Source organism: Halostagnicola alkaliphila (genome assembly GCF_055379965.1).
The window spans coordinates 2807547-2825325 of record NZ_AP043826.1; the positions used below are offsets into that span (position 1 = coordinate 2807547).

General features: G+C 61.8%; 20 protein-coding genes and 1 tRNA gene. 13 read left to right on the forward strand and 8 right to left on the reverse strand.

Annotated features, from left to right (window positions below):
* Positions 1 to 2: 2 nt before the first annotated feature.
* Positions 3 to 1565, forward strand: a complete 1563-nt coding sequence (locus ACZ5C7_RS19285; RefSeq protein ID WP_464377882.1) for a DUF790 family protein — start codon at positions 3 to 5, stop codon at positions 1563 to 1565.
* Positions 1566 to 1625: 60 nt separating this feature from the next.
* Positions 1626 to 1919, forward strand: a complete 294-nt coding sequence (locus tag ACZ5C7_RS19290; protein WP_464377883.1) for a hypothetical protein — start codon at positions 1626 to 1628, stop codon at positions 1917 to 1919.
* Between the two features lie 156 nt (positions 1920 to 2075).
* Here the strand turns inward: ACZ5C7_RS19290 and ACZ5C7_RS19295 are convergent, their stop codons facing one another.
* A complete protein-coding gene (locus ACZ5C7_RS19295; RefSeq protein WP_464377884.1) occupies positions 2076 to 3314 on the reverse strand; it encodes an alanyl-tRNA editing protein in 1239 nt (412 codons plus the stop codon).
* 94 nt (positions 3315 to 3408) lie between these two features.
* Positions 3409 to 3930, reverse strand: a complete 522-nt coding sequence (locus ACZ5C7_RS19300; RefSeq protein WP_464377885.1) for a transcriptional regulator — start codon at positions 3928 to 3930, stop codon at positions 3409 to 3411.
* 135 nt (positions 3931 to 4065) lie between these two features.
* Between ACZ5C7_RS19300 and ACZ5C7_RS19305 the strand changes: the two genes are divergently transcribed.
* The 3 genes from ACZ5C7_RS19305 (at position 4066) to ACZ5C7_RS19315 (ending at position 5587) form a co-directional block, all read left to right on the forward strand.
* A tRNA-Leu gene (locus ACZ5C7_RS19305) sits at positions 4066 to 4150 on the forward strand.
* A 219-nt stretch (positions 4151 to 4369) separates the two neighbouring features.
* Positions 4370 to 4933, forward strand: a complete 564-nt coding sequence (locus tag ACZ5C7_RS19310; protein ID WP_464377886.1) for a DUF420 domain-containing protein — start codon at positions 4370 to 4372, stop codon at positions 4931 to 4933.
* A gap of 72 nt (positions 4934 to 5005) precedes the next feature.
* Positions 5006 to 5587 (forward strand): DUF7097 family protein, encoded by a 582-nt coding sequence (locus ACZ5C7_RS19315; RefSeq protein ID WP_464377887.1) that lies wholly within the window; start codon positions 5006 to 5008, stop codon positions 5585 to 5587.
* A 55-nt stretch (positions 5588 to 5642) separates the two neighbouring features.
* On the opposite strand, the gene ACZ5C7_RS19320 is transcribed toward ACZ5C7_RS19315, so the two are convergent.
* Positions 5643 to 6272 (reverse strand): DUF4013 domain-containing protein, encoded by a 630-nt coding sequence (locus ACZ5C7_RS19320; protein ID WP_464377888.1) that lies wholly within the window; start codon positions 6270 to 6272, stop codon positions 5643 to 5645.
* A 245-nt stretch (positions 6273 to 6517) separates the two neighbouring features.
* On the opposite strand from ACZ5C7_RS19320, the gene ACZ5C7_RS19325 reads away from it, so the two are divergent.
* Positions 6518 to 7126: a twin-arginine translocation signal domain-containing protein gene (locus ACZ5C7_RS19325; RefSeq protein WP_464377889.1), complete on the forward strand. Its 609-nt coding sequence runs from the start codon at positions 6518 to 6520 to the stop codon at positions 7124 to 7126.
* 46 nt (positions 7127 to 7172) lie between these two features.
* Here ACZ5C7_RS19325 and ACZ5C7_RS19330 read toward each other — a convergent pair whose 3' ends face one another.
* Positions 7173 to 7370 (reverse strand): DUF5800 family protein, encoded by a 198-nt coding sequence (locus ACZ5C7_RS19330; RefSeq protein WP_464377890.1) that lies wholly within the window; start codon positions 7368 to 7370, stop codon positions 7173 to 7175.
* A 228-nt stretch (positions 7371 to 7598) separates the two neighbouring features.
* Between ACZ5C7_RS19330 and ACZ5C7_RS19335 the strand changes: the two genes are divergently transcribed.
* The 5 genes from ACZ5C7_RS19335 (at position 7599) to ACZ5C7_RS19355 (ending at position 13388) form a co-directional block, all read left to right on the forward strand.
* Positions 7599 to 8453 carry a polymer-forming cytoskeletal protein gene (locus ACZ5C7_RS19335; protein ID WP_464377891.1) on the forward strand — a complete coding sequence of 285 codons (855 nt, stop codon included), beginning with the start codon at positions 7599 to 7601 and terminating at the stop codon, positions 8451 to 8453.
* A gap of 262 nt (positions 8454 to 8715) precedes the next feature.
* Positions 8716 to 9579 (forward strand): electron transfer flavoprotein subunit beta/FixA family protein, encoded by an 864-nt coding sequence (locus ACZ5C7_RS19340; RefSeq protein ID WP_464378480.1) that lies wholly within the window; start codon positions 8716 to 8718, stop codon positions 9577 to 9579.
* A 2-nt stretch (positions 9580 to 9581) separates the two neighbouring features.
* Complete coding sequence (locus ACZ5C7_RS19345; protein WP_464377892.1) at positions 9582 to 11273, forward strand: electron transfer flavoprotein subunit alpha/FixB family protein; 1692 nt, start codon at positions 9582 to 9584, stop codon at positions 11271 to 11273.
* Positions 11273 to 12970: a flavoprotein gene (locus tag ACZ5C7_RS19350; protein WP_464377893.1), complete on the forward strand. Its 1698-nt coding sequence runs from the start codon at positions 11273 to 11275 to the stop codon at positions 12968 to 12970. Before ACZ5C7_RS19345 ends, ACZ5C7_RS19350 begins: the two co-directional genes overlap by 1 nt.
* A gap of 43 nt (positions 12971 to 13013) precedes the next feature.
* Complete coding sequence (locus tag ACZ5C7_RS19355) at positions 13014 to 13388, forward strand: hypothetical protein (RefSeq protein ID WP_464377894.1); 375 nt, start codon at positions 13014 to 13016, stop codon at positions 13386 to 13388.
* 28 nt (positions 13389 to 13416) lie between these two features.
* Here ACZ5C7_RS19355 and ACZ5C7_RS19360 read toward each other — a convergent pair whose 3' ends face one another.
* From ACZ5C7_RS19360 to ACZ5C7_RS19370, 3 genes are all read right to left on the reverse strand, one after another.
* Entirely contained in the window at positions 13417 to 13647 is a 231-nt protein-coding gene (locus ACZ5C7_RS19360; protein WP_464377895.1) for a hypothetical protein, read from the reverse strand.
* A 163-nt stretch (positions 13648 to 13810) separates the two neighbouring features.
* Positions 13811 to 14482, reverse strand: coding sequence for a phosphate signaling complex protein PhoU (phoU, locus tag ACZ5C7_RS19365; RefSeq protein ID WP_464377896.1), 672 nt, complete (start codon positions 14480 to 14482; stop codon positions 13811 to 13813).
* Between the two features lie 92 nt (positions 14483 to 14574).
* Positions 14575 to 14997 carry a hypothetical protein gene (locus tag ACZ5C7_RS19370; protein ID WP_464377897.1) on the reverse strand — a complete coding sequence of 141 codons (423 nt, stop codon included), beginning with the start codon at positions 14995 to 14997 and terminating at the stop codon, positions 14575 to 14577.
* 142 nt (positions 14998 to 15139) lie between these two features.
* Here ACZ5C7_RS19370 and gfcR point away from each other — a divergent pair, with 142 nt between their 5' ends.
* Positions 15140 to 15790, forward strand: coding sequence for a transcriptional regulator GfcR (gfcR, locus tag ACZ5C7_RS19375; RefSeq protein WP_464377898.1), 651 nt, complete (start codon positions 15140 to 15142; stop codon positions 15788 to 15790).
* A gap of 259 nt (positions 15791 to 16049) precedes the next feature.
* On the opposite strand, the gene ACZ5C7_RS19380 is transcribed toward gfcR, so the two are convergent.
* Positions 16050 to 17012 (reverse strand): transcription initiation factor IIB, encoded by a 963-nt coding sequence (locus ACZ5C7_RS19380; protein WP_049953109.1) that lies wholly within the window; start codon positions 17010 to 17012, stop codon positions 16050 to 16052.
* Between the two features lie 160 nt (positions 17013 to 17172).
* Here ACZ5C7_RS19380 and rnhA point away from each other — a divergent pair, with 160 nt between their 5' ends.
* Positions 17173 to 17766 carry a ribonuclease HI gene (gene rnhA / locus ACZ5C7_RS19385; RefSeq protein WP_464377899.1) on the forward strand — a complete coding sequence of 198 codons (594 nt, stop codon included), beginning with the start codon at positions 17173 to 17175 and terminating at the stop codon, positions 17764 to 17766.
* Positions 17767 to 17779 lie beyond the last annotated feature (13 nt).

A 17779-nucleotide genomic window follows, 5' to 3' on the forward strand; every position in this document is an offset into this window, starting at 1 on the left:
AGATGTTGACGAAGGACCTGTTGCGCGTGTCGCGCGCAGGAGGGGGGTATCAGCCGCGCTTTGCCGGACGCGAACACCGCCCGCTCGCGGCGCGAGTTATCGGAATCTACCAGGGGCACGTCGGCGAGTCGCGGGGCTCGCTCGAGTCGTCGCTCGAGGAACTCGAACGGGGTGTCGGCCGAACCGACGACTCCGCCGCGGGCTCGTCCGGAGGAGACCGCCAGCGCCCCGTCGACGAATTCAAACTGATTCGGGGATTCGGCGCGCTCTTGGACCGCGAGACGACCGTCCAGACCGAAGCGCCGCTCGAGCCGGTTCGCGCGAGACGGGCGGCGTTCGAGGCCGCGGAAGCCGTCGGCGGGGTCGCCTCCCAGGAAGAACGCGCGCTGGCGCTGGTCGGGGCCGGCGAAACCCTCGAAATTTCCGCGGACGACATCGCGGCGTCGCTGTACGCCGATCTCGAGGACCGACAGATCGTCGAGCGCGTCGACGCGCGGTGGAGCCCCGACGAGCTACTCGCACAGTACAACCTTTCGCTGGCCCAGACTGCGCTGTTTGACGCCACGGAGATTCGCGTTCGCTCGAGCGATCCGAAAGCGCTGATCTCGGCGATCAAACGACTGCGGCTGATGTACGAAATCGAGAAGACGGCTGAGGGCCGCGAGGTCGTCGTCACCGGACCGACGCACCTCTTTCGGGCCACGAGACGGTACGGAACGCGGTTTGCGAGACTCTTGCGAACGGTCGCGAAGACCGAGGAGTGGCGACTCGAGGCGACGGTAGACGACCGTGGAACGGAGCGGACGATGGCGCTCTCGAGCAAGGATCCAGTGTCCGTCCCCGACGCGGAACCGGTCGTAGACGTTTCGTTCGACAGTAGCGTCGAATCGGAGTTCGCCGCTCGCGTCGGAGCGGTCGACCTCGAGTGGGATCTGGTCCGCGAACCCGAGGCCCTAGAGAGTGGTACACGGGTGATGATCCCCGACTTCGCCTTCGAGTATCACCACGCCGACTTTCGGATCTTCCTCGAGATTATGGGCTTTTGGACGCCCGAGTACGTCCAGAAGAAACTCGAGCAACTCGAAAATCTCGAGGATGTCGACATGATCGTCGCCGTCGACGAATCGCTCGGCGTCGGCGAGGAGATCGCGGCTCGAGACCATCGGGCGATCCCCTATTCGGGCTCCGTTCGACTCAAAGACGTCGCGAGCGTACTCAGAGAGTTCGAATCCGATCTCGTCGCCGAGAGCGTCGAGTCCTTGCCCGACGAAATTATCCCCGATGACGATGTCGTGACCCTCTCGTCGCTCGCCGAGACGTATGACGTCAGCGAAGACGCGCTGACTGAGCCGTCCTACCCCGACCACGAACTCGTCGGGCGAACGCTCGTCCGTCCGGCGGTTCTCGAGGAACTCGAGACGGAACTCGAGGACGGGATGGACCTCGCGGACGCTGAAGTGACGTTCGACTCCTACGGCGTCTCCGACTCGAGTGCACTGCTGTCTCGGCTCGGATACGGCGTCGACTGGGAGGGACTATCCGGCGGCACCGTTCGCGAGCGGTGACGTGTCTGGCACTGTGCGCGAGCGGTGACGTTTTGACGCTTCGCGGGCGATGCTAATCCGATGAACGATGCCGACCGACCGCTTCCTCCCGAAGGCCTCGACGAGGACGTTCTCGACTCTCTCGCCGTATTCGAGGCGGAGGAACCGTCGACGCTCCGGGCGGTCGCAACGTACCTCGAGGAGCGTGCGGCGTGGGAGGAGTCGAGAGAGTCCGATCGAGGAGGGCCGGAGTTGCCCGACGGCGTCCCGGAACGGGCGACCGTCTCGGTCACGGAAATCGCCGGAACCGAGTACCACTACTACCAGTGGCGAGAGGGTGACGAGATCAAGTCCGCGACGAGAAAGCGAACGTAATCGAGGACGGAAAGTAGGTCGGCAACGGAAATTAGGGCGACAACAGAAGTACGCCGAGAAACGCAGATCCGTCGAGAGACGCAGATACGCCGAGAAACGCAAACCCGCCGAGCGACGACAGCACGCCGAAACACGAGAGCCCGTCGAAACGGAGGCTCACTCGAGCATCGAGATGATATCTTCCGGTGAGGCGTCGAACCCGCCGCCCTGAGCGAGCCGATCCGATCCGCCGCCTCCGCCGCCGAACTCGGCGGTGATGTCCTCGAGCACCGCCGTCGCGGACGTCGATCCGTCTGTGGCGACGACGGCGAAGACGGAATCGGTTTCTCCGGTCGCGACGACGACATCCCCGAACTCGCTTCGACGATCCTCGAGAACGTCGCTGGCGACTCCCGTCGAAATCTCGCCGACAGCCGCGAGTAGCCATCGTCTTTCGTCGTCATCCTCGTCATCTTTGACCGTTCGACCGTTCTCGAGGCGCTCCGCGACGAGTTCGCGTTCGCGCGCTCGGAGTTCGTCAGCGAGGTCCTCGCGCTCTGTGGCCCGGCGCTCGAGTTCGTCTGTTACGTCCTCGAGACTGACACCCAGTTTCGACTTCGCCGCGAACGCTGTTTCTTTCTCTGTGGCCCGCCGATCGATGGCGTTCGGGCCGACGGCGAACTCGACTCGAGTCATGCCTTCGCCGGGATTGGACCGTCCGAGGACGGTGACCGGACCGATTTCGCGGGTGTTTCGAACGTGCGTTCCACCACACGCCGCGACGTCCCACGGGTTCTTCGGAGTGATGCCGCTATTGGCGTTCTCGTCTTTTTCGCCGATCGTCACGAGGCGAACCCGTCCCTTCTCGAACGCCTCCTCCTCGGTCGCCTCGTTGAAGGCGATATCCTCTCGTTCGCGCGCATCCGTGACCGGGACATCCTCCCAAGAGACGGACCGGGATTCCCAGACGACCCGATTCAGCTGTTCGTTCAACTCGACGAGCGTCTGGTCGTCGATTTCGGTCGAGGTCTCGAGGTCGACGCGGACCTTCTCCTCGCCGATGTCGAACCCGCCGTATCCCAAATCGGAAAGAAGCTCTCTCCCCGCTCCGTAAAGCGCGTGACTCGCCGTGTGTGCGCGCATGCAGTACATGCGAAACGACCAGTCGATCCGACAGAGAACGCGGTGGCCGTCGGCGAACGACGGCTCCTCGGCCAGCACGTGCACCTGTTCGCCGTCGACGAGTTGCACGTCTTCGACCTCGACATCGCTTATCGTTCCTCTATCCGCAGGTTGGCCGCCGCTTTCGGCGTAGAAATAACTCGTCTCGAGCCAGACACGCCGGCCGTCGACGGCCACAACCTCGGTTTCGAACCGCGTCGTGTACGGCTCCGCCGCCGCTTGTTGCCCGCTCATCGGTTGACCTCCGTTTGCCGACAATAAAAGTCTGCTCGCCGACCCGTGACCTACCGTCGATTCATCCGTCCTTGAGAACCGAGTCCAGAGATGGTTACTCCTCGAGTTCGATATCCAGCCGGTCCTCGAGTGCTGCGATGAGTCCGCCACCGATTCCGGCCTGGGTCGCTCTGCCCTGTTCGACGGCGAGCAGGTCGCTTTCGGGAACGCCGAGCTCCTCCGCGAGTTCCTCGCGTTGAAGCCCGGCTTCCTGTCGAGCCTCGACGAAGACATCTCCGTAGCCCGAAATCAGGTACGGGAGCGGGTCGTCGTCGTAGTTTGTCCCCTCTTTCTCCCAGTGCTCGGAGTCGCCGTCCCAGATCGGGTTCGCTTTGGCGACGTTTTGGGCCGCTTTCTGCTTTCGGCTCGGTTCGTTTCCCCGTCCGCTGTCGTGTCCACTGGAACCGCTGTCGGACCCGCTCGTTCGCTGGGCGTCGTCGTGCGGTGCACAGCTCGGACAGACCTCGAGTTCCGCGCCTGCGACGTTCGCTCGAGTGAGCGAATCGCTCTCCGCGCCACAGAGTTCACAGGACGTCCCGCCGCCGCCGGAGGACGATCCGGTCGAGTACTTGGCCATGATACTATTTGGCAATTCGAGCATTTGAACGCTCCGCTTGTGACGGATCCATGTGATGTCGCCGCAGGCACCGATCTAAAGGAAAGGGCTTTAATAGTCACACTGGATACGATTGAGTGCAGAAAGAGAACGCGAGCGTGGGTAGCCAAGCCAGGCCAACGGCGCAGCGTTGAGGGCGCTGTCCCGTAGGGGTCCGCCGGTTCAAATCCGGTCCCACGCATCGCATGCGCGGCGCTACGCGCCGCGGAACGTGAGACGGCATCGCCGTCGAGCGAAACGATGCAGGTGATCTCCTTCGAGGACATCACCCACGCACAATTCTACAGGAAACAACACCCACAAGCGTCGGCTCTCGCGATGTGGTTCTCCTTCCAAAACTCTCTTCGAGTCCCTACTCGAGGACAGTAACCGCTTTCCCGTACCAGACGAACGATCATCTATGGAGTACGTCTCTCGAGAACGCGTCGGTCCCCTCACCGGAATACTGAGCGTCGTTTCGCTCGCGGTGGTCTTTGCGGCGGCGGGTGGACAGATTCCGCCGTCGGTCGTCCCGACCGCACCGGAGTGGCTACTCGACGCGATTCCGCACGTCAACGTGCTCATCAGCCTGACCGCGATCGGAACGATAACGCTGGGATGGCGATCGATTCGACGCGGCGAGATCTCGAAACACAGAGCCGCGATGCTGACCTCGTTCGGCCTGTTCGCGTCGTTTCTAGTTCTCTACCTCTACCGGCTGGTCGCGACCGGCGGACCGCAGGCGTTTCCCGGTCCCGAAACCGTCTACCAGTTCGTTTACCTGCCGATCCTCGCCGTTCACATCCTGCTCGCGGTCGCGTGCATTCCGTTCCTCTACTACGCGCTCTTGCAGGCGATCGCGTACCCGCTCGAGGAACTGCCCCGGACCACTCACGCGCGATACGGCCGGATCGCCGCGAGTCTCTGGCTGATTTCGTTCTCGCTCGGGATCGTCGTCTACCTGCTTCTCCACGGCGTGTACTGACGCCAATGTGGGGCGTCCGTGTTCTTTCGAGCCCAGTGGATTCAAACCGCCTCGAGCCCAATACCCTCCAAAATGGAGAAAACGCCGCGAGGGACGTCGGTGGGGGTCGACGATCCCTACGAGTTCGCGGGCCTCTGTGATTACCTGACCGGCGAGGGGCAGTGCCGGTACGCCTTCGACCACTACGAACACGATCCGGAGTTCGCTCGAGAGCGCGCCGAGGACGACTACACGTGCCCGGTCGCGAATCCCGAAACCGACGAGACGTGGGCTGATTGTCCGCACTTTCGATCCCGGAATCAGGACAGGGAGTGCGTTCGCTGCGGACTCGAGGAAAAACGAAACGAACTGACCGACGAGCGACCGCTCCTGGAGGAACACCATCTCTCGTACAAGGACACCCTCGAGACCACGGAGAACGACAGTACCGGTAATCCCGAGAACGAAACTGACGACGCCGACCCGGAGCTCTCCCACGAAATCACGATCTACCTCTGTCGATGGTGCCACGCGAAGGTCCACAACTCGTGGGCGCGGATCACCGACGACGTCGCACCCGATCCGGAAGCCGTCGCCGCGCTTGAGGAACGCCGAGGGCGCGAACTCGAGGAGACGGGCTTCGAATCCGCGGCGGACAGGTACGGAACGGAGTAACCGTCGGCCGGTCGCCGCTCGAGTCCGCTCCGTTTGAGAATCGATTCTGAACGTGTTATGCGCTCGAGCGGGCCGCCGATCCGTCGACCTGGCCCATCAGCTTGGAGTAGACGATGAATTCGTAGATCAACGTCGCGGGGATCAGTAGAAGGCCGATGATCGTAAACGCCAGCGCGACCTGGAAAATCGCGAAGGCGATCGGTCCGATGAACACGACGAACAGGGCGATAGCGAGGTACCGGAGACTGAAGGCCGTTTGCAACACGTCCCGGACGTCCAACGCGTCGCTGATCCTCCGGTTTCGACTGAAATGGAACATGATCGAAACCGATGCGTAGATCAACCCGAAGTAGGACGGGACGAGGAGCGCCCACATCAGCGCCAGCCCCACCGTTTCGTTGAGTTCGGCCACGAGGGCCGTCGCGAACAACAGGACCATGATCGCGACGAAATAGAGCAGGAACACCGCCGTGAGTTTCAGCCCGTCGACGAGGAGCCCACCGTAGTCGCCGAACTGCGGCGGTTCAACGCCGTTGGATGCGCTCTGGATAGTTCTCGTGATGTACCCCATGAGGATAAAGAAGGGAAGTATCAAAACGGATGTCACGATGAGCACCGAGCCGATAAGCAGCGTTTTGAGGAAATCGTCGTCCTCGAGGGGGTACTTCAATGCGTTGACGAGCATGGGTTGGGGTCGTGCCCGACGACTCATAAGTATTCATTGGTGTTTCTGAACCGGACACAACCCGCCGACTACTGTGGTTCCGACATGGCAAGTGGTTCCGGCATGGGTTTGCTCGAGTTGCGAACTCGAAACGGCTCCGCTTGCTGTCGATGAAACGGTTCGCCGAATCGGGTGAGCCCGACAGTCGCGAGTTACTGAGAGTATGGAGGGCGTACCAATAGTGAGGAAACTGGACAATCGACGCAATGGAACGATCGAATTCGGTGGCCCGGCGGCGGGCACTGAAACTGGCGGGCGGCGTCGCTGCAACCGCGCTCGTCGCCGGCTGTCTCAGCGGTGACGACAGCGGCGAGGAATCGAACGACGGCAACGAAACGCCAAACGGGGAAAACGAAACGGCAAACGACGACGCTACTGGTGACGATGGCACCGCTCGAGATACCGAGGACGAACGGGACGACGGGAACGAGGGAGCCGACGACGAACCACCTTCGACCACCGATCCCGAAGCCTGGGAGGGAGTCGACGAGATCGTGTTGAGCGCCACGACCTCGAGTTGGGAAGGCCTCGAGCCCGAGCTCATCGAGGGCGCGGAGAATCCGACGCTCGTCCTCTTCGAAGGAAACGAGTACGTCATCACGTGGGAGAACGCCGACGGCCAGTCACACAACCTCGAGGTCTGGGACGACGACGAGGCGGTCGTCGCGGACTACAGCACCGAACTGATGGCCGAGGAAAACGAGACGCAGTCGCTCGAGATCGTAGCCAGCGAGGAGATGGCCGAGTACACCTGCCAAGTTCACGTCGATTGGGGAAAACGCGCTTCAATCGAGATCGAAGCGGCTGACAGCTGACGGTGCTGTTAGGGGTTCCCCTAGTGCCACCTCGAGCGGCCGCTATTCACTCGATTATATCGCCGATCCGTCGCGGTTCGCCCTGCAGGTCCGGCTGTTCGGCGACGATCTGTAACACTTCGTGGTCGGTGACGTCGTAGTAAGACTTCTCGGTCGCCTCTTCGATAAGGTCCTGCTCGAGGCGAAACTCCGTTCCTTCGTAGACGACATCGACGCCGGTGTCGTCGAACGCAAGCGTTGTCATAGCTGACTGTATGCGACGGTGGATTAAAAGCAGGGCGACTGCGCTTTCGCGGCGTCGACCGATTCGACGGCCGGTCTCCGAAGCTGGTCGGCGGATTCCTCGAGCGAATCGCCGGTAATCGAAAGCGGTGATGAAGAGCGGCCGAAGTAAAACGAATTGACATCTTCGTCTGACGAACGGCGGACGGCGCGAGAGGTTTAATACCGGGGGGCCACATTCGTTGCGAGTGTGGCCTTCAGTAGGGATCCGCTCGACGAACTCGTCGTTCCCGACGGGACGGAAGCCAAGGAAGTCGACCTCGTGACCGACGGCGACGTCCTCGTCGGCGGTCGCTCGACTATCGAGTTCGGTATCCGGGGGCGAAACGTGCTGCTGGGCGAAAACGTCGAAGTCGACGGCGCAATCGAAGCCGAAGGCGATTGTCGACTCGACATGTGGTGTGACATCGACGACGACGTGCTCGTCGGGCAGGATGCTTACCTCGGCGAGCGAGTGCACATCAACGGCGAACTCAAGGTTGCGGGCGATCTGGATATCGGCGACGACGTCGATATCGAGGAGGGCTTCGAAGCTAACGGCTGGATCGTTATCCGCAATCCGATGCCGACCATCGTGTTTCTGTTCGTCTACCTCAAACACCTCCTCTTGATCGGCGAAGACGACGCGGCCCAGAAGCTCATCTCCGAAATGGTCGACGAAGAGGAGGAAGTCGAAGCCGATCCGCTGGTTATTCCTCGCAACGCGACCGTCAACGACGACGCCTGGCGCGTTTCGACACCCGCCCGGATCGGCTCGGACTGTCGACTTCACGGGAACGTTCGAGCCGAGACGATCGATGTCGACGAAGACTGCGACGTCTTCGGAAGCCTTCGCGCTCGAGGGGACGTCACCGTCGGGAGCGCCACTCGAATCCACGGCGACCTGACGACGCGAGACGGCGACGTCGTCCTCGAAAAAAACGTTCGGGTGCTCGGGGACGTGTCGTGTGATACGCTCGATATCGCGCCTCGAGCGGAGGTCGACGGGACGATCCGCGCGGACGGCGAAATCACGATGGGGACGACCGAACGCGAGCTAGAGTGAACTAGGTTTGCGCTCGAGTGATAGCCCCGAACTCGCGCGAGTGGTCCGGCAACGCGTGCCGCCTGCTCTCGAAAAGCCGATACGCCGTCGAGCAAGGAAATTTCCGACGAGGCGTTCGATCGGATCTTCACAGCGATCCGCAAAACCGGTGCCTCGCCGTCTTTCCGGTGGTGATTCTCACCCACATTCTTAATAGTACTAGTTACGATAGAGTAAGGTGAGTTATGCTACGGACACACATACCACAGACATGGAGGGGCACATGCGATCCGTCGTGCTGACGAAAGGCGTCCCCGACTTCTCGGAGGGTGCCGTCTCCTTCAACGAGGAGGGCCATCTCGAGCGCGGGAAGACGCCGACGGTGATGAATCCCAACGACGAGGTGGCTCTGGAGGCCGCGCTTCAGACGAAGGTTCGCCACGGCGGGCACGTCAGCGGGATGAGCATGGGACCGCCGGGCTACGCCAGCGTCCTCGAGGAGGCCATGGAATCGGTGTACGCCGACGACAGTTACCTCCTTTCGGATCGGGAACTCGCGGCGTCGGACACCTGGGCGACGGCAATTACGCTCTGTTCGGGACTCGAGAAGTACCAGGAAGAGGTCGCGGACGTCGACCTCATCTTTGCGGGCTTCAAAACGGCCGATGGCGAGACGGGACAGACCGGGCCACAGACCGCCTGGGCGCTCGAGTGGCCGATCGTGACGCACGTATTAGCGCTCGACATTGACCCCGAGGAGGGAATCCTTCGGGCGAAGCGCCTCGTCGAGGGCGACGTGGACGAGATCGAGACCGTCGAAGCGCCGTTGCCGTGTATGGTTATCGCCGATCCGGAATTTTCCCCGACCTACCGCAAGGCCTCCCATCGCCTGACGCACAAGCGACTCCGCGGGGAGACCGAGGAGCGGGCGGCCGATCACGAGGCCCAGCTAACGACGTGGGACCATCAAGATCTGAACCTCGATCCGGACTACATCGGCCTCGACGGTTCGCCGACCATCGTCTCTTCGGTCGATCCGATTCCGAAAGCGCCGTCCGAACGCGAGGCGACGATGATCGAGCCCGAAGACGGAGAGGGGATGGGACAGGTGCTCGAGGAGCTACAGCCACACGCGGGAGGTGACTGACGATGGGAATCGATCCGGAGGAACACACCATCGACGAACTGACGGAGGAACTCGAAGCGATCGACGACGCCGAGGAATTGAACGCGGTGCTCGAGGCCGAACGTGCGGGTCAGGACCGAAAGACTGCCCGGGAGGCCGTCCACAAGCGTCTCGAGGAGATCGGCGACCCCGACGAACTGATCGGAGAATCACACGGCGACCCGGACGCCGATGTCGAAGCTGACGAAGCGGCGGATTCGAGCGACGAGACCGAAGGAGAGTACGAGGAGACGAAAGAAGACGTCGGCGAGGAGGCCGAAGGCGAGGACCTCGAGGAAGCGACGGAAGCCGACGCCGCTGAAAGCGAAGACGCCGACGAAGAAGTGCCTGAAGAAGACGACGGCCTCTCGCACCCGACTCGAGACAAGCGACACGTCCGCGCGCTCGACGGCGGTGACTACGAGGACATGTGGGTCTTCTGTGAAACCCAGCAGGGCGAGTTGCTCGAGGTCTCGACGGAGATGCTCGGCAAGGCTCGCACGCTGATGGACGAGTTCGAGGACGAGTATGGGGACGACGAGCGAGTCGTCGCGTTCCTCATGGGCGAGGATTGCGAGGGACTCGCCGAGGAGTGCATTGCCCACGGCGCGGATGTCGCCGTCTACCACGACGACGAGCGCCTCGAGCGATTCCTCCACAAGCCCTACACCGAAATCTCGGCGCACATGGCCCGCGGGGAGGGGACCGTCGAGAGCACGGACTGGCGCGAGTACGATAAACCTCGGTACGTGCTATTTCCGGCGACGAACAACGGACGGGACCTCTCGGCGAAGGTGCAGGCGGAACTCGACTCGGGGCTCGCTTCGGACTGCTCGGATCTCTTCATTAAGGAAGAGGAGGTCTCGAACCCGGTGAAGACGGGCGAACCCGGCGTCAAGAAGACCTTCGAGAAGGTCTTGCACATGAAGCGGCCGGACTTCTCCGGCTTCGAGTACTCGACTATCCTGTGTCTGGACAACCCCGGTCGGGACTTCCACCCGCAGGGGGCGTCGATCATCCCTGGAAGCTTCGAACCGATGGAAGCCGACCGCGATCGGGACGGACTCGTCGTCGAACACGACATGGAACTCGAGAAAGACTGGTTCGCGGTCGAGATCACCGAACACGACCAACTCGAGGAGGGGATCGACCTGACCGGCCACGACGTGATCGTCTGTTTGGGTCGGGGAATCGCCGACGATCCCACCGAAGGGATGGAACTCGGTCTCGACCTCGTCGACGCGTTCGAGGACGCGGCGCTCGGAATTACGCGGGGAATCGTTACCTCCTCCTACCAGTTCGAGGGTCACGTCGAACAGTACTCGAAGGAGGAGCGACAGATCGGTGAGACCGGCCAGGTCGTGGCGCCCGATGTCTATATCGCGGCCGGCGTTTCGGGTGCCGTCCAGCACAAGGTCGGAATGGACGAGTCCGATACGATCGTGACGATAAACACGGATACGGACGCGAGAATACGAGATTTCAGTGATTACTTCATCGAGGGAGATCTCTTCGAGGTGCTCCCCCAACTCACGGCGGCGGTCGAATCGGGCGAGTTCGAACTCGAAGCCGTTGCGGACGGCGGTAGTGCCGACGCCGGAGACGGTGTTGGTGACGACGCCGACGGACCGAACGCGGAGAACGAAGCGACCGACGAAAACGGAGGTGAGGACTGATGTCGACCAATGAAACGAGCCAAGCGAACGACGAGTACGAGCACTACGAAGCAATTGTCGTCGGCTGTGGACCCGGCGGAGCCGCCGCCGCGGCGAGGTTCGCAGACCACGGCGTCGAGACGCTCGTCCTCGAGCGCGGTACCGAAGCCGGGTCGAAGAACGTCTCCGGCGGACTCATCTACGCCGAAGACTCGGCACCGTACACGATCGACGACCTCTTCGAGAACTTCCGCGAGAAGGCGGGTGAACGGCCGGTCACCGACTACCAGATCCACAATATCGCGGGAAACAAGGTCAAGACCTACGACCTGACCGAGCTCCACGAGCACGACACCGACTGGTGTGACGCCGTGCTTCGGCGACCGATGGACTCCTGGCTCGAGCAACGAGTTCACGAGAAGACCAGCGAGACGGGCGGGGGCGTGCTGACCGGCGTTCGAGTTAACGGACTGCTCCGAGAAAACGGCGAAATCGTCGGCGTAACGTGTGACGAACTCGACCCGATCACGGCGGACGTTATCGTCGCGGCCGACGGGGTGAACTCGGAACTCGCCCGCGACGCGAACCTGATGAACTGGGACGACCCCGACGAGTGGTTCCAGGGCGTCAAGGCGACCGTCGAGATGAACGGCGACACGATTGCCGAGCGGTTCGGAATCGACGACGACGAAGGAGTCGCCCACCTGTTTTCGGGGGACCTGTTCGACGACGTTCGTGGCGGCGGCTTCCTCTACACCAACGAGGACTCGCTGTCGATCGGCACCGTGTTCCACTTAGACAGTCTCGTCGCTGAACAGGCCGAACCGCACGAACTGCTCGATTCGTTGCTCACACACCCGCTGTTGGCACAGTGGTTCAGGGGTGAGTACGACGAGCGCGAGTACGCCGCGAAGCTGGTGCCCGACTCGAAGAAAGTAGCGCACAAAGAGCCCTACCGCGATCGGCTCGTCCTCGTCGGCGACGCGGCGGGCCAGATGCAAGCCCAGGGCCCCATCATCAAGGGGATGAATCACGCGGTCAGCGCGGGCGCGCTCGCGGCCGACGCCTTCGTCGTCTCTCGAGGCAACGAAGATCCCGAAAGCGCCGGTCGGCGCTACGCGAAGATGCTCGAGCGCTCGGGCACGATGGACAAACTCCGTCCGCGGCGGTACGACCTCGCTCGCACCGTCGGCGAGCGCGACGTGGTCACGAAGGCCGTCGACCGCGTCCTCGAGTCGCCGGTCGGGAGCGTCGCCGTCGGAAACCCGCTGTCGAAGCGGGCCATGAAACTGGCGTACAACTCGCCGTTCCTCGTCTCGATGCTTCCCGACACCAGCACGGGATACGTGACGCTCCCGTCGGTCATCGGCGAGAAACACGGCCGAACGATTCACTGGGAAAACGAGGTCGAACCGCCGACGCTCGAGGAACGGATCGGCGACCTGACCTACGATACCGACGTCGGGAATCCACACATTCGTCTCCGGGACGAGTCGTTCGAGGCGAGCGGCGATGCCGTCTACGCCTGTCCCGTCAGCGCCGAGGACTTCGGCGGCGGCTGTTATCGATCGGAAACGGTGAAAACAAACGGGAGCGAGGAGACGCTCGTGAGCCTCGACACCCAGCCCTGCGTCGAGTGTGGCACCTGCGCTATCGTCGCCGACACCGAGTGGGAGCATCCCCGCGGCGGAAAGGGCGTCGAGTATCGAGAGGGATGAACGGTCCCGAGGCGAGCACCGAAATGACCGACTCGTCACGACAATGAGCCGATACGGGCCGAAAATCGCAGCCCTCGCTCGGCGCGCCGAACGCGACCGCCGGGCGGTCGATCTCGAGACGGCGACGCCCGCCGACGGAGAGATGTACCTTCGAGAGGGTGCCGGCCAGGCGATCTGGCTCTACGTGGAGGCGCGAACCGGCGGTCGGCTGGTCCCGTTTACTGAACCCGAACTAACGGCGCTTCGCCGGGCGATGAACGCCTGGCTCGAGTGTTACGCGCGCTGTCACGGCGTCGAACTCGAGGCCGACTTTCCGGTTCGAGAAGCCGCGGAGGTGCTCCTCGAGACGAGGAACGTGTTCGATACGGCGCAGTTGTTGACGCGGGTGCCGAGTCGAACGGCCGCGACGACGCGGTGAACCGACGAGGGGCCGATACGACGTTCCGTTACTGCTCGTATTCGGTCGAGAGCGTCTCGGAATCGGGGTCGGGACCGATGAGCCGCTCGCCCTCGGCCTCGCGAAGCGGTTTGCCCGCTCGCATGAGTTCGTACCCGAGAAGGGCGACACCCAGGATTGTAAACGGCGGGACGAGGAGGACGATGCCGAGTATCAGTCGCTCTCGAGGAACGAAACTGAGTCGCGCCTCGAGTTCTTCGATGACGTTTCGATCGCTCATACGTACCCTACTCGAGTGCCGAAGTGATAGCTATGTGGGCTGAATGTGCAGGAACGACTCGAGTACACGGTTTCGAACACGCGATTCGAGCGGGCGAGTAGTGCTGAGAAAAGTCGCCGAGACAACTGCGAACGGAAGCCCGCGTCCGATCAGTCTGCGTTCCTCAGTAGATGAGTTCGTCGTCGTTTTCGACCATGTAGACAGTCCGGGCGGCGATGTTGACCGAGTGATCGCCGACGCGCTCGAGATCGCGGATCGTCAGGAGGAGTCGCGAAACGTCCTGCAAGATCGTTTCCACTTCGTCGGGAGACTCGAGTTCGCGCTCGATCAGGTCTCGAACGACGATTTCGCTCGCGCGCTCGGCGAAGTGATCGAGTTCGTCGTCGCGCGAGGAGAGTTCGTAGCAGGCGTCGACGTCCTCCTCGTCGTAGGCGACGATGGCGTCGTCGACCATCTCGAGGGTGAGTTCGCCCATCGCCTGCACGTCGACGTCGGGAAAGAGGTCGCGTTCGGCATCCATGCTGTACTCCCCGAGGTTGACCGCAAGGTCCGCGATGCGCTCTAAGTCGGTGATGATTTTGAACGAGGCGGCGATAAAGCGAAGGTCGCTCGCAACGGGCTGTTGGAGCGCGAGGAGGTCGATACAGTCCTGCTCGAGATCGAGATACATGCGGTTGATCTCCCCGTCGCCTTTGATCAGTTCTCGAGCGAGGTCGTGGTCTTTCTGCTCTAAGGCGTCCAGCCCCATCCGCAGACGCTCCATGACGACCTCTCCCATATAACAGACGTCCTCACGGAGTTCCGTGAGCTTCTCTTGATAGGATTTTCTGGCCATGGTTCACGGACCATTCCGGGCGGGGATATAGCTTGCGCCCGGTGTCGGTTTTTGCACCCGATTCGGGGCCGTACAGCGAGGGTGGAACGCGATTACTCGAAGAACACCGACCGTCGAAAAACGAGATACGACAACACGAGCGGCGGTGACACGACGCCCACGAACGCGAACGTTTGGGTGGTCGCGATATCGAACCAACCGATCATCGTTACGTAGAATCCGAGGACGCCGATGGCGAACGCGCCAATCCAACCGACCGGTCGACGTTGATAGACTGCCACTGAGAGCACCAGACTCGAGACGCCTAACAGACCGAATCGTACCCCCGCGACGGTCTGCGGACTCACGCTGTCTTCGGCGACGGGGCCGGCGAACTGGGAAAGAACTGCACTCCAGAACGCGAGTCCAGCCAGCCCGAGTAGTCCGAGAGCCAAGAGCGCGATGTCCACGGGCGGCGTTCCATCACCCCGCTTTCGAACCAAATTCCACAGCGTGAAGCCGGACGGACCGAACATAGGCGAAGAATTATTGATGGGAATACATATTATTGTGGGTTGGTGGTGGACCGTTCGACCGTCACCAGTGGTGCCTCGAGGTAACGGCCGCTTTCGTGAATGACGATACGCCTATAAAAACGGGGCCCAAATCACTCCGCATATGAAAAACGTCGACGACCTCATCGAAAGCGCGTCGGAACTCGCGACGCGCGGCCTGTCGAAAGGCGAAATCGCAGACGAACTGAACGTCTCCCGTGAAACCGCGAGCTGGCTCGTCGAGCGCAGCGATACGGCACCGCAGCCGTCCGACTCCGGTCAGTCCGACGGCGCGGCGCGAAGCGGCCCGCAGGACATCCACGTCGACTGGTCCGCCATCGGCCGCGACAGCGGGCGAATGGAGTCGATCGCGTCGGCGATGGCCGACCTCCTCGCCAAACACGGCGAGGGCGTGGACCTCACGATCGGGATCGAGAAGGCGGGCGGTCCGATCGCGACGCTGGTCGCTCGAGAACTCGAGACCGATCTTGCGACCTACACGCCGGCGAAACACCAGTGGGAGGAAGGCGACATCGACGAACTCGGTGGCATGTTCTCCCGCAACTTCGCGACGATTCGCAACCGCGATTGTTACATCGTCGACGACACCATCACGAGCGGGACGACGATGCGAGAGACTATCGAGGCGATCCGCGCCGATGGCGGCGACCCGCTCGCTTGCGTCGTCCTCGCGGACAAACAGGGCGTCGAGGAGATCGACGGCGTTCCCGTCTACTCGCTGTTGCAGGTTATCAGCGTCGGAAAAGACGACTGAACGGTCGACTTCTCGAGCCGGTCGAGGAGCGTCTCGGTATCGCATCGTGTTCTCGAGAACACACCATATTCCCGTCACCGCACAGATTCGTCATGACGCCAGATTGGAGGTTCCCGAGTGCTGTCGGAACGGTGCGGCATGATTTGAGGCCGTTCGCGGCGCCGTTGATCGGTTCGCTGTCGCTGTTACTCGATTGGTATGTGGCTAGTAGTTGCCGGTAGCCGTCGCGCCAGCGCTAAAAAATCCGGAGTACGAGTTGTTAGCCGTGGATCCCCATCGCTTCGATCTGTTCCTGATAGCGGTTCCGGATCGTCACTTCCGTGACCTGCGCGACGTCTGCGACTTCGCGCTGAGTCTTTTTCTCGTTACAGAGCAGTGAGGCAGCGTAGATCGCAGCTGCGGCGTATCCGGTCGGTGATTTGCCCGAGAGGAGCCCTTCCTCGGCCGTCTTTTCGATGATCTCGTTGGCTTTGGTCTGGACCTCTTCGGAGAGTTCGAGTTCGGAACAGAAGCGAGGGACGTACTTTTTCGGGTCGACGGGTCGCATCTCGAGGCCGAGTTCCTGCGAGATGTATCGATACGTTCGCCCGATCTCTTTGCGTTCGACACGTGAGACTTCCGAAATTTCCTCGAGACTGCGCGGGATGCCCTCCTTTCGACAGGCGGCATACAGCGCAGACGTCGCGACGCCCTCGATCGAGCGGCCGCGAATGAGGTCTTCTTTGAGCGCACGTCGGTAGATGACCGAAGCGACTTCCCGCACGGAACGTGGCACGCCGAGTGCGGATGCCATTCGGTCGATTTCACTGAGTGCGAACTGGAGATTCCGTTCGCCGGCATCTTTGGTACGGATGCGTTCTTGCCACTTGCGCAGTCGATGCATCTGACTGCGCTTTTTCGAGGAGATAGAACGTCCGTAGGCGTCTTTGTCTTTCCAGTCGATCGTCGTCGTCAGTCCCTTGTCGTGCATCGTCTGGGTCGTCGGCGCGCCGACGCGGGACTTCTGTTGCCGTTCCTGGTGGTTGAACGCCCGCCACTCAGGACCGGGATCGATTTTCTCTTCTTCCACGACGAGCCCACAGTCTTGACAGATGAGCTCACCCCGGTCGGAGTCTTTTACGAGATTATCCGATTCACACTCGGGGCAGGCACGTACCCCTTCTTGTTCCTCGGTCTCGTCCGTCTCACGTGTTCGCTCCCGCTGGCGGGTGGACCGTGTCATCGCACTTTTATAGTAGTATCACGGATGTATATAAATCCTTGGTAGGGGTTTTTTGTCAGTGGCACCAAAACCCCGAAATCCGCTATTAGAAGAACTCATGCCCGATGTTTGTAATTCGAAACCAGAAAGACTTTATCCGGATCTGGCCGAGTTCTCACGAATGCCGGTCATCGAATGTGACGTCGAACAAGCGCGCGAACGGCTCGAGGAGTCGGGGGTCAGCGTCGAATCCGGAAACACGGATCACGAGCGTTGGCGGGCGAGCCGCGGTGATGCGACCGGTATCGCCTACGACGATAAAATCGTCATCCAGGGCTCGAGCCCGCAAGACCTCGAGTCGTTGTTACGCGAGGGCGGCGGTCGCGCGCACGTCTACTTCGACGGCGGCGCGCGGGGAAATCCCGGTCCGGCGGGAATCGGCTGGGTAATCGTCACGAGCGACGGCATCGTCGCCGAAGGGAGCGATACGATTGGGCGCGCAACGAACAACCAGGCCGAATACGAAGCGCTCATCGCCGCACTGGAGGCCGCTCGCGATTACGACTACGACGAGGTACACGTCCGCGGCGACTCCGAACTCATCGTCAAGCAGGTTCGGGGCGAATACGACACGAACAATCCCGAACTCCGAGAGCGACGCGTGACCGCTCTCGAACTTCTCTCGGGGTTCGACGAGTGGACTCTCGAGCACATTCCTCGAGAGGCAAATAACAGAGCTGACGGCCTCGCAAACGAAGCGCTCGACCAGGCCTGAGAACGGCCAGAAG

Excerpts from the sequence above, each read along its gene's own strand:
- ACZ5C7_RS19285 (WP_464377882.1), top strand. The coding sequence starts at position 3 with ATGTTGACGAAGGACCTGTTGCGCGTGTCGCGCGCAGGAGGGGGGTAT.
- ACZ5C7_RS19290 (WP_464377883.1), top strand. The coding sequence starts at position 1,626 with ATGAACGATGCCGACCGACCGCTTCCTCCCGAAGGCCTCGACGAGGAC.
- ACZ5C7_RS19295 (WP_464377884.1), bottom strand. The coding sequence starts at position 3,314 with ATGAGCGGGCAACAAGCGGCGGCGGAGCCGTACACGACGCGGTTCGAA.
- ACZ5C7_RS19300 (WP_464377885.1), bottom strand. The coding sequence starts at position 3,930 with ATGGCCAAGTACTCGACCGGATCGTCCTCCGGCGGCGGCGGGACGTCC.
- ACZ5C7_RS19310 (WP_464377886.1), top strand. The coding sequence starts at position 4,370 with ATGGAGTACGTCTCTCGAGAACGCGTCGGTCCCCTCACCGGAATACTG.
- ACZ5C7_RS19315 (WP_464377887.1), top strand. The coding sequence starts at position 5,006 with ATGGAGAAAACGCCGCGAGGGACGTCGGTGGGGGTCGACGATCCCTAC.
- ACZ5C7_RS19320 (WP_464377888.1), bottom strand. The coding sequence starts at position 6,272 with ATGCTCGTCAACGCATTGAAGTACCCCCTCGAGGACGACGATTTCCTC.
- ACZ5C7_RS19325 (WP_464377889.1), top strand. The coding sequence starts at position 6,518 with ATGGAACGATCGAATTCGGTGGCCCGGCGGCGGGCACTGAAACTGGCG.
- ACZ5C7_RS19330 (WP_464377890.1), bottom strand. The coding sequence starts at position 7,370 with ATGACAACGCTTGCGTTCGACGACACCGGCGTCGATGTCGTCTACGAA.
- ACZ5C7_RS19340 (WP_464378480.1), top strand. The coding sequence starts at position 8,716 with ATGCGATCCGTCGTGCTGACGAAAGGCGTCCCCGACTTCTCGGAGGGT.
- ACZ5C7_RS19345 (WP_464377892.1), top strand. The coding sequence starts at position 9,582 with ATGGGAATCGATCCGGAGGAACACACCATCGACGAACTGACGGAGGAA.
- ACZ5C7_RS19350 (WP_464377893.1), top strand. The coding sequence starts at position 11,273 with ATGTCGACCAATGAAACGAGCCAAGCGAACGACGAGTACGAGCACTAC.
- ACZ5C7_RS19355 (WP_464377894.1), top strand. The coding sequence starts at position 13,014 with ATGAGCCGATACGGGCCGAAAATCGCAGCCCTCGCTCGGCGCGCCGAA.
- ACZ5C7_RS19360 (WP_464377895.1), bottom strand. The coding sequence starts at position 13,647 with ATGAGCGATCGAAACGTCATCGAAGAACTCGAGGCGCGACTCAGTTTC.
- phoU (WP_464377896.1), bottom strand. The coding sequence starts at position 14,482 with ATGGCCAGAAAATCCTATCAAGAGAAGCTCACGGAACTCCGTGAGGAC.
- ACZ5C7_RS19370 (WP_464377897.1), bottom strand. The coding sequence starts at position 14,997 with ATGTTCGGTCCGTCCGGCTTCACGCTGTGGAATTTGGTTCGAAAGCGG.
- gfcR (WP_464377898.1), top strand. The coding sequence starts at position 15,140 with ATGAAAAACGTCGACGACCTCATCGAAAGCGCGTCGGAACTCGCGACG.
- ACZ5C7_RS19380 (WP_049953109.1), bottom strand. The coding sequence starts at position 17,012 with ATGACACGGTCCACCCGCCAGCGGGAGCGAACACGTGAGACGGACGAG.
- rnhA (WP_464377899.1), top strand. The coding sequence starts at position 17,173 with ATGCCGGTCATCGAATGTGACGTCGAACAAGCGCGCGAACGGCTCGAG.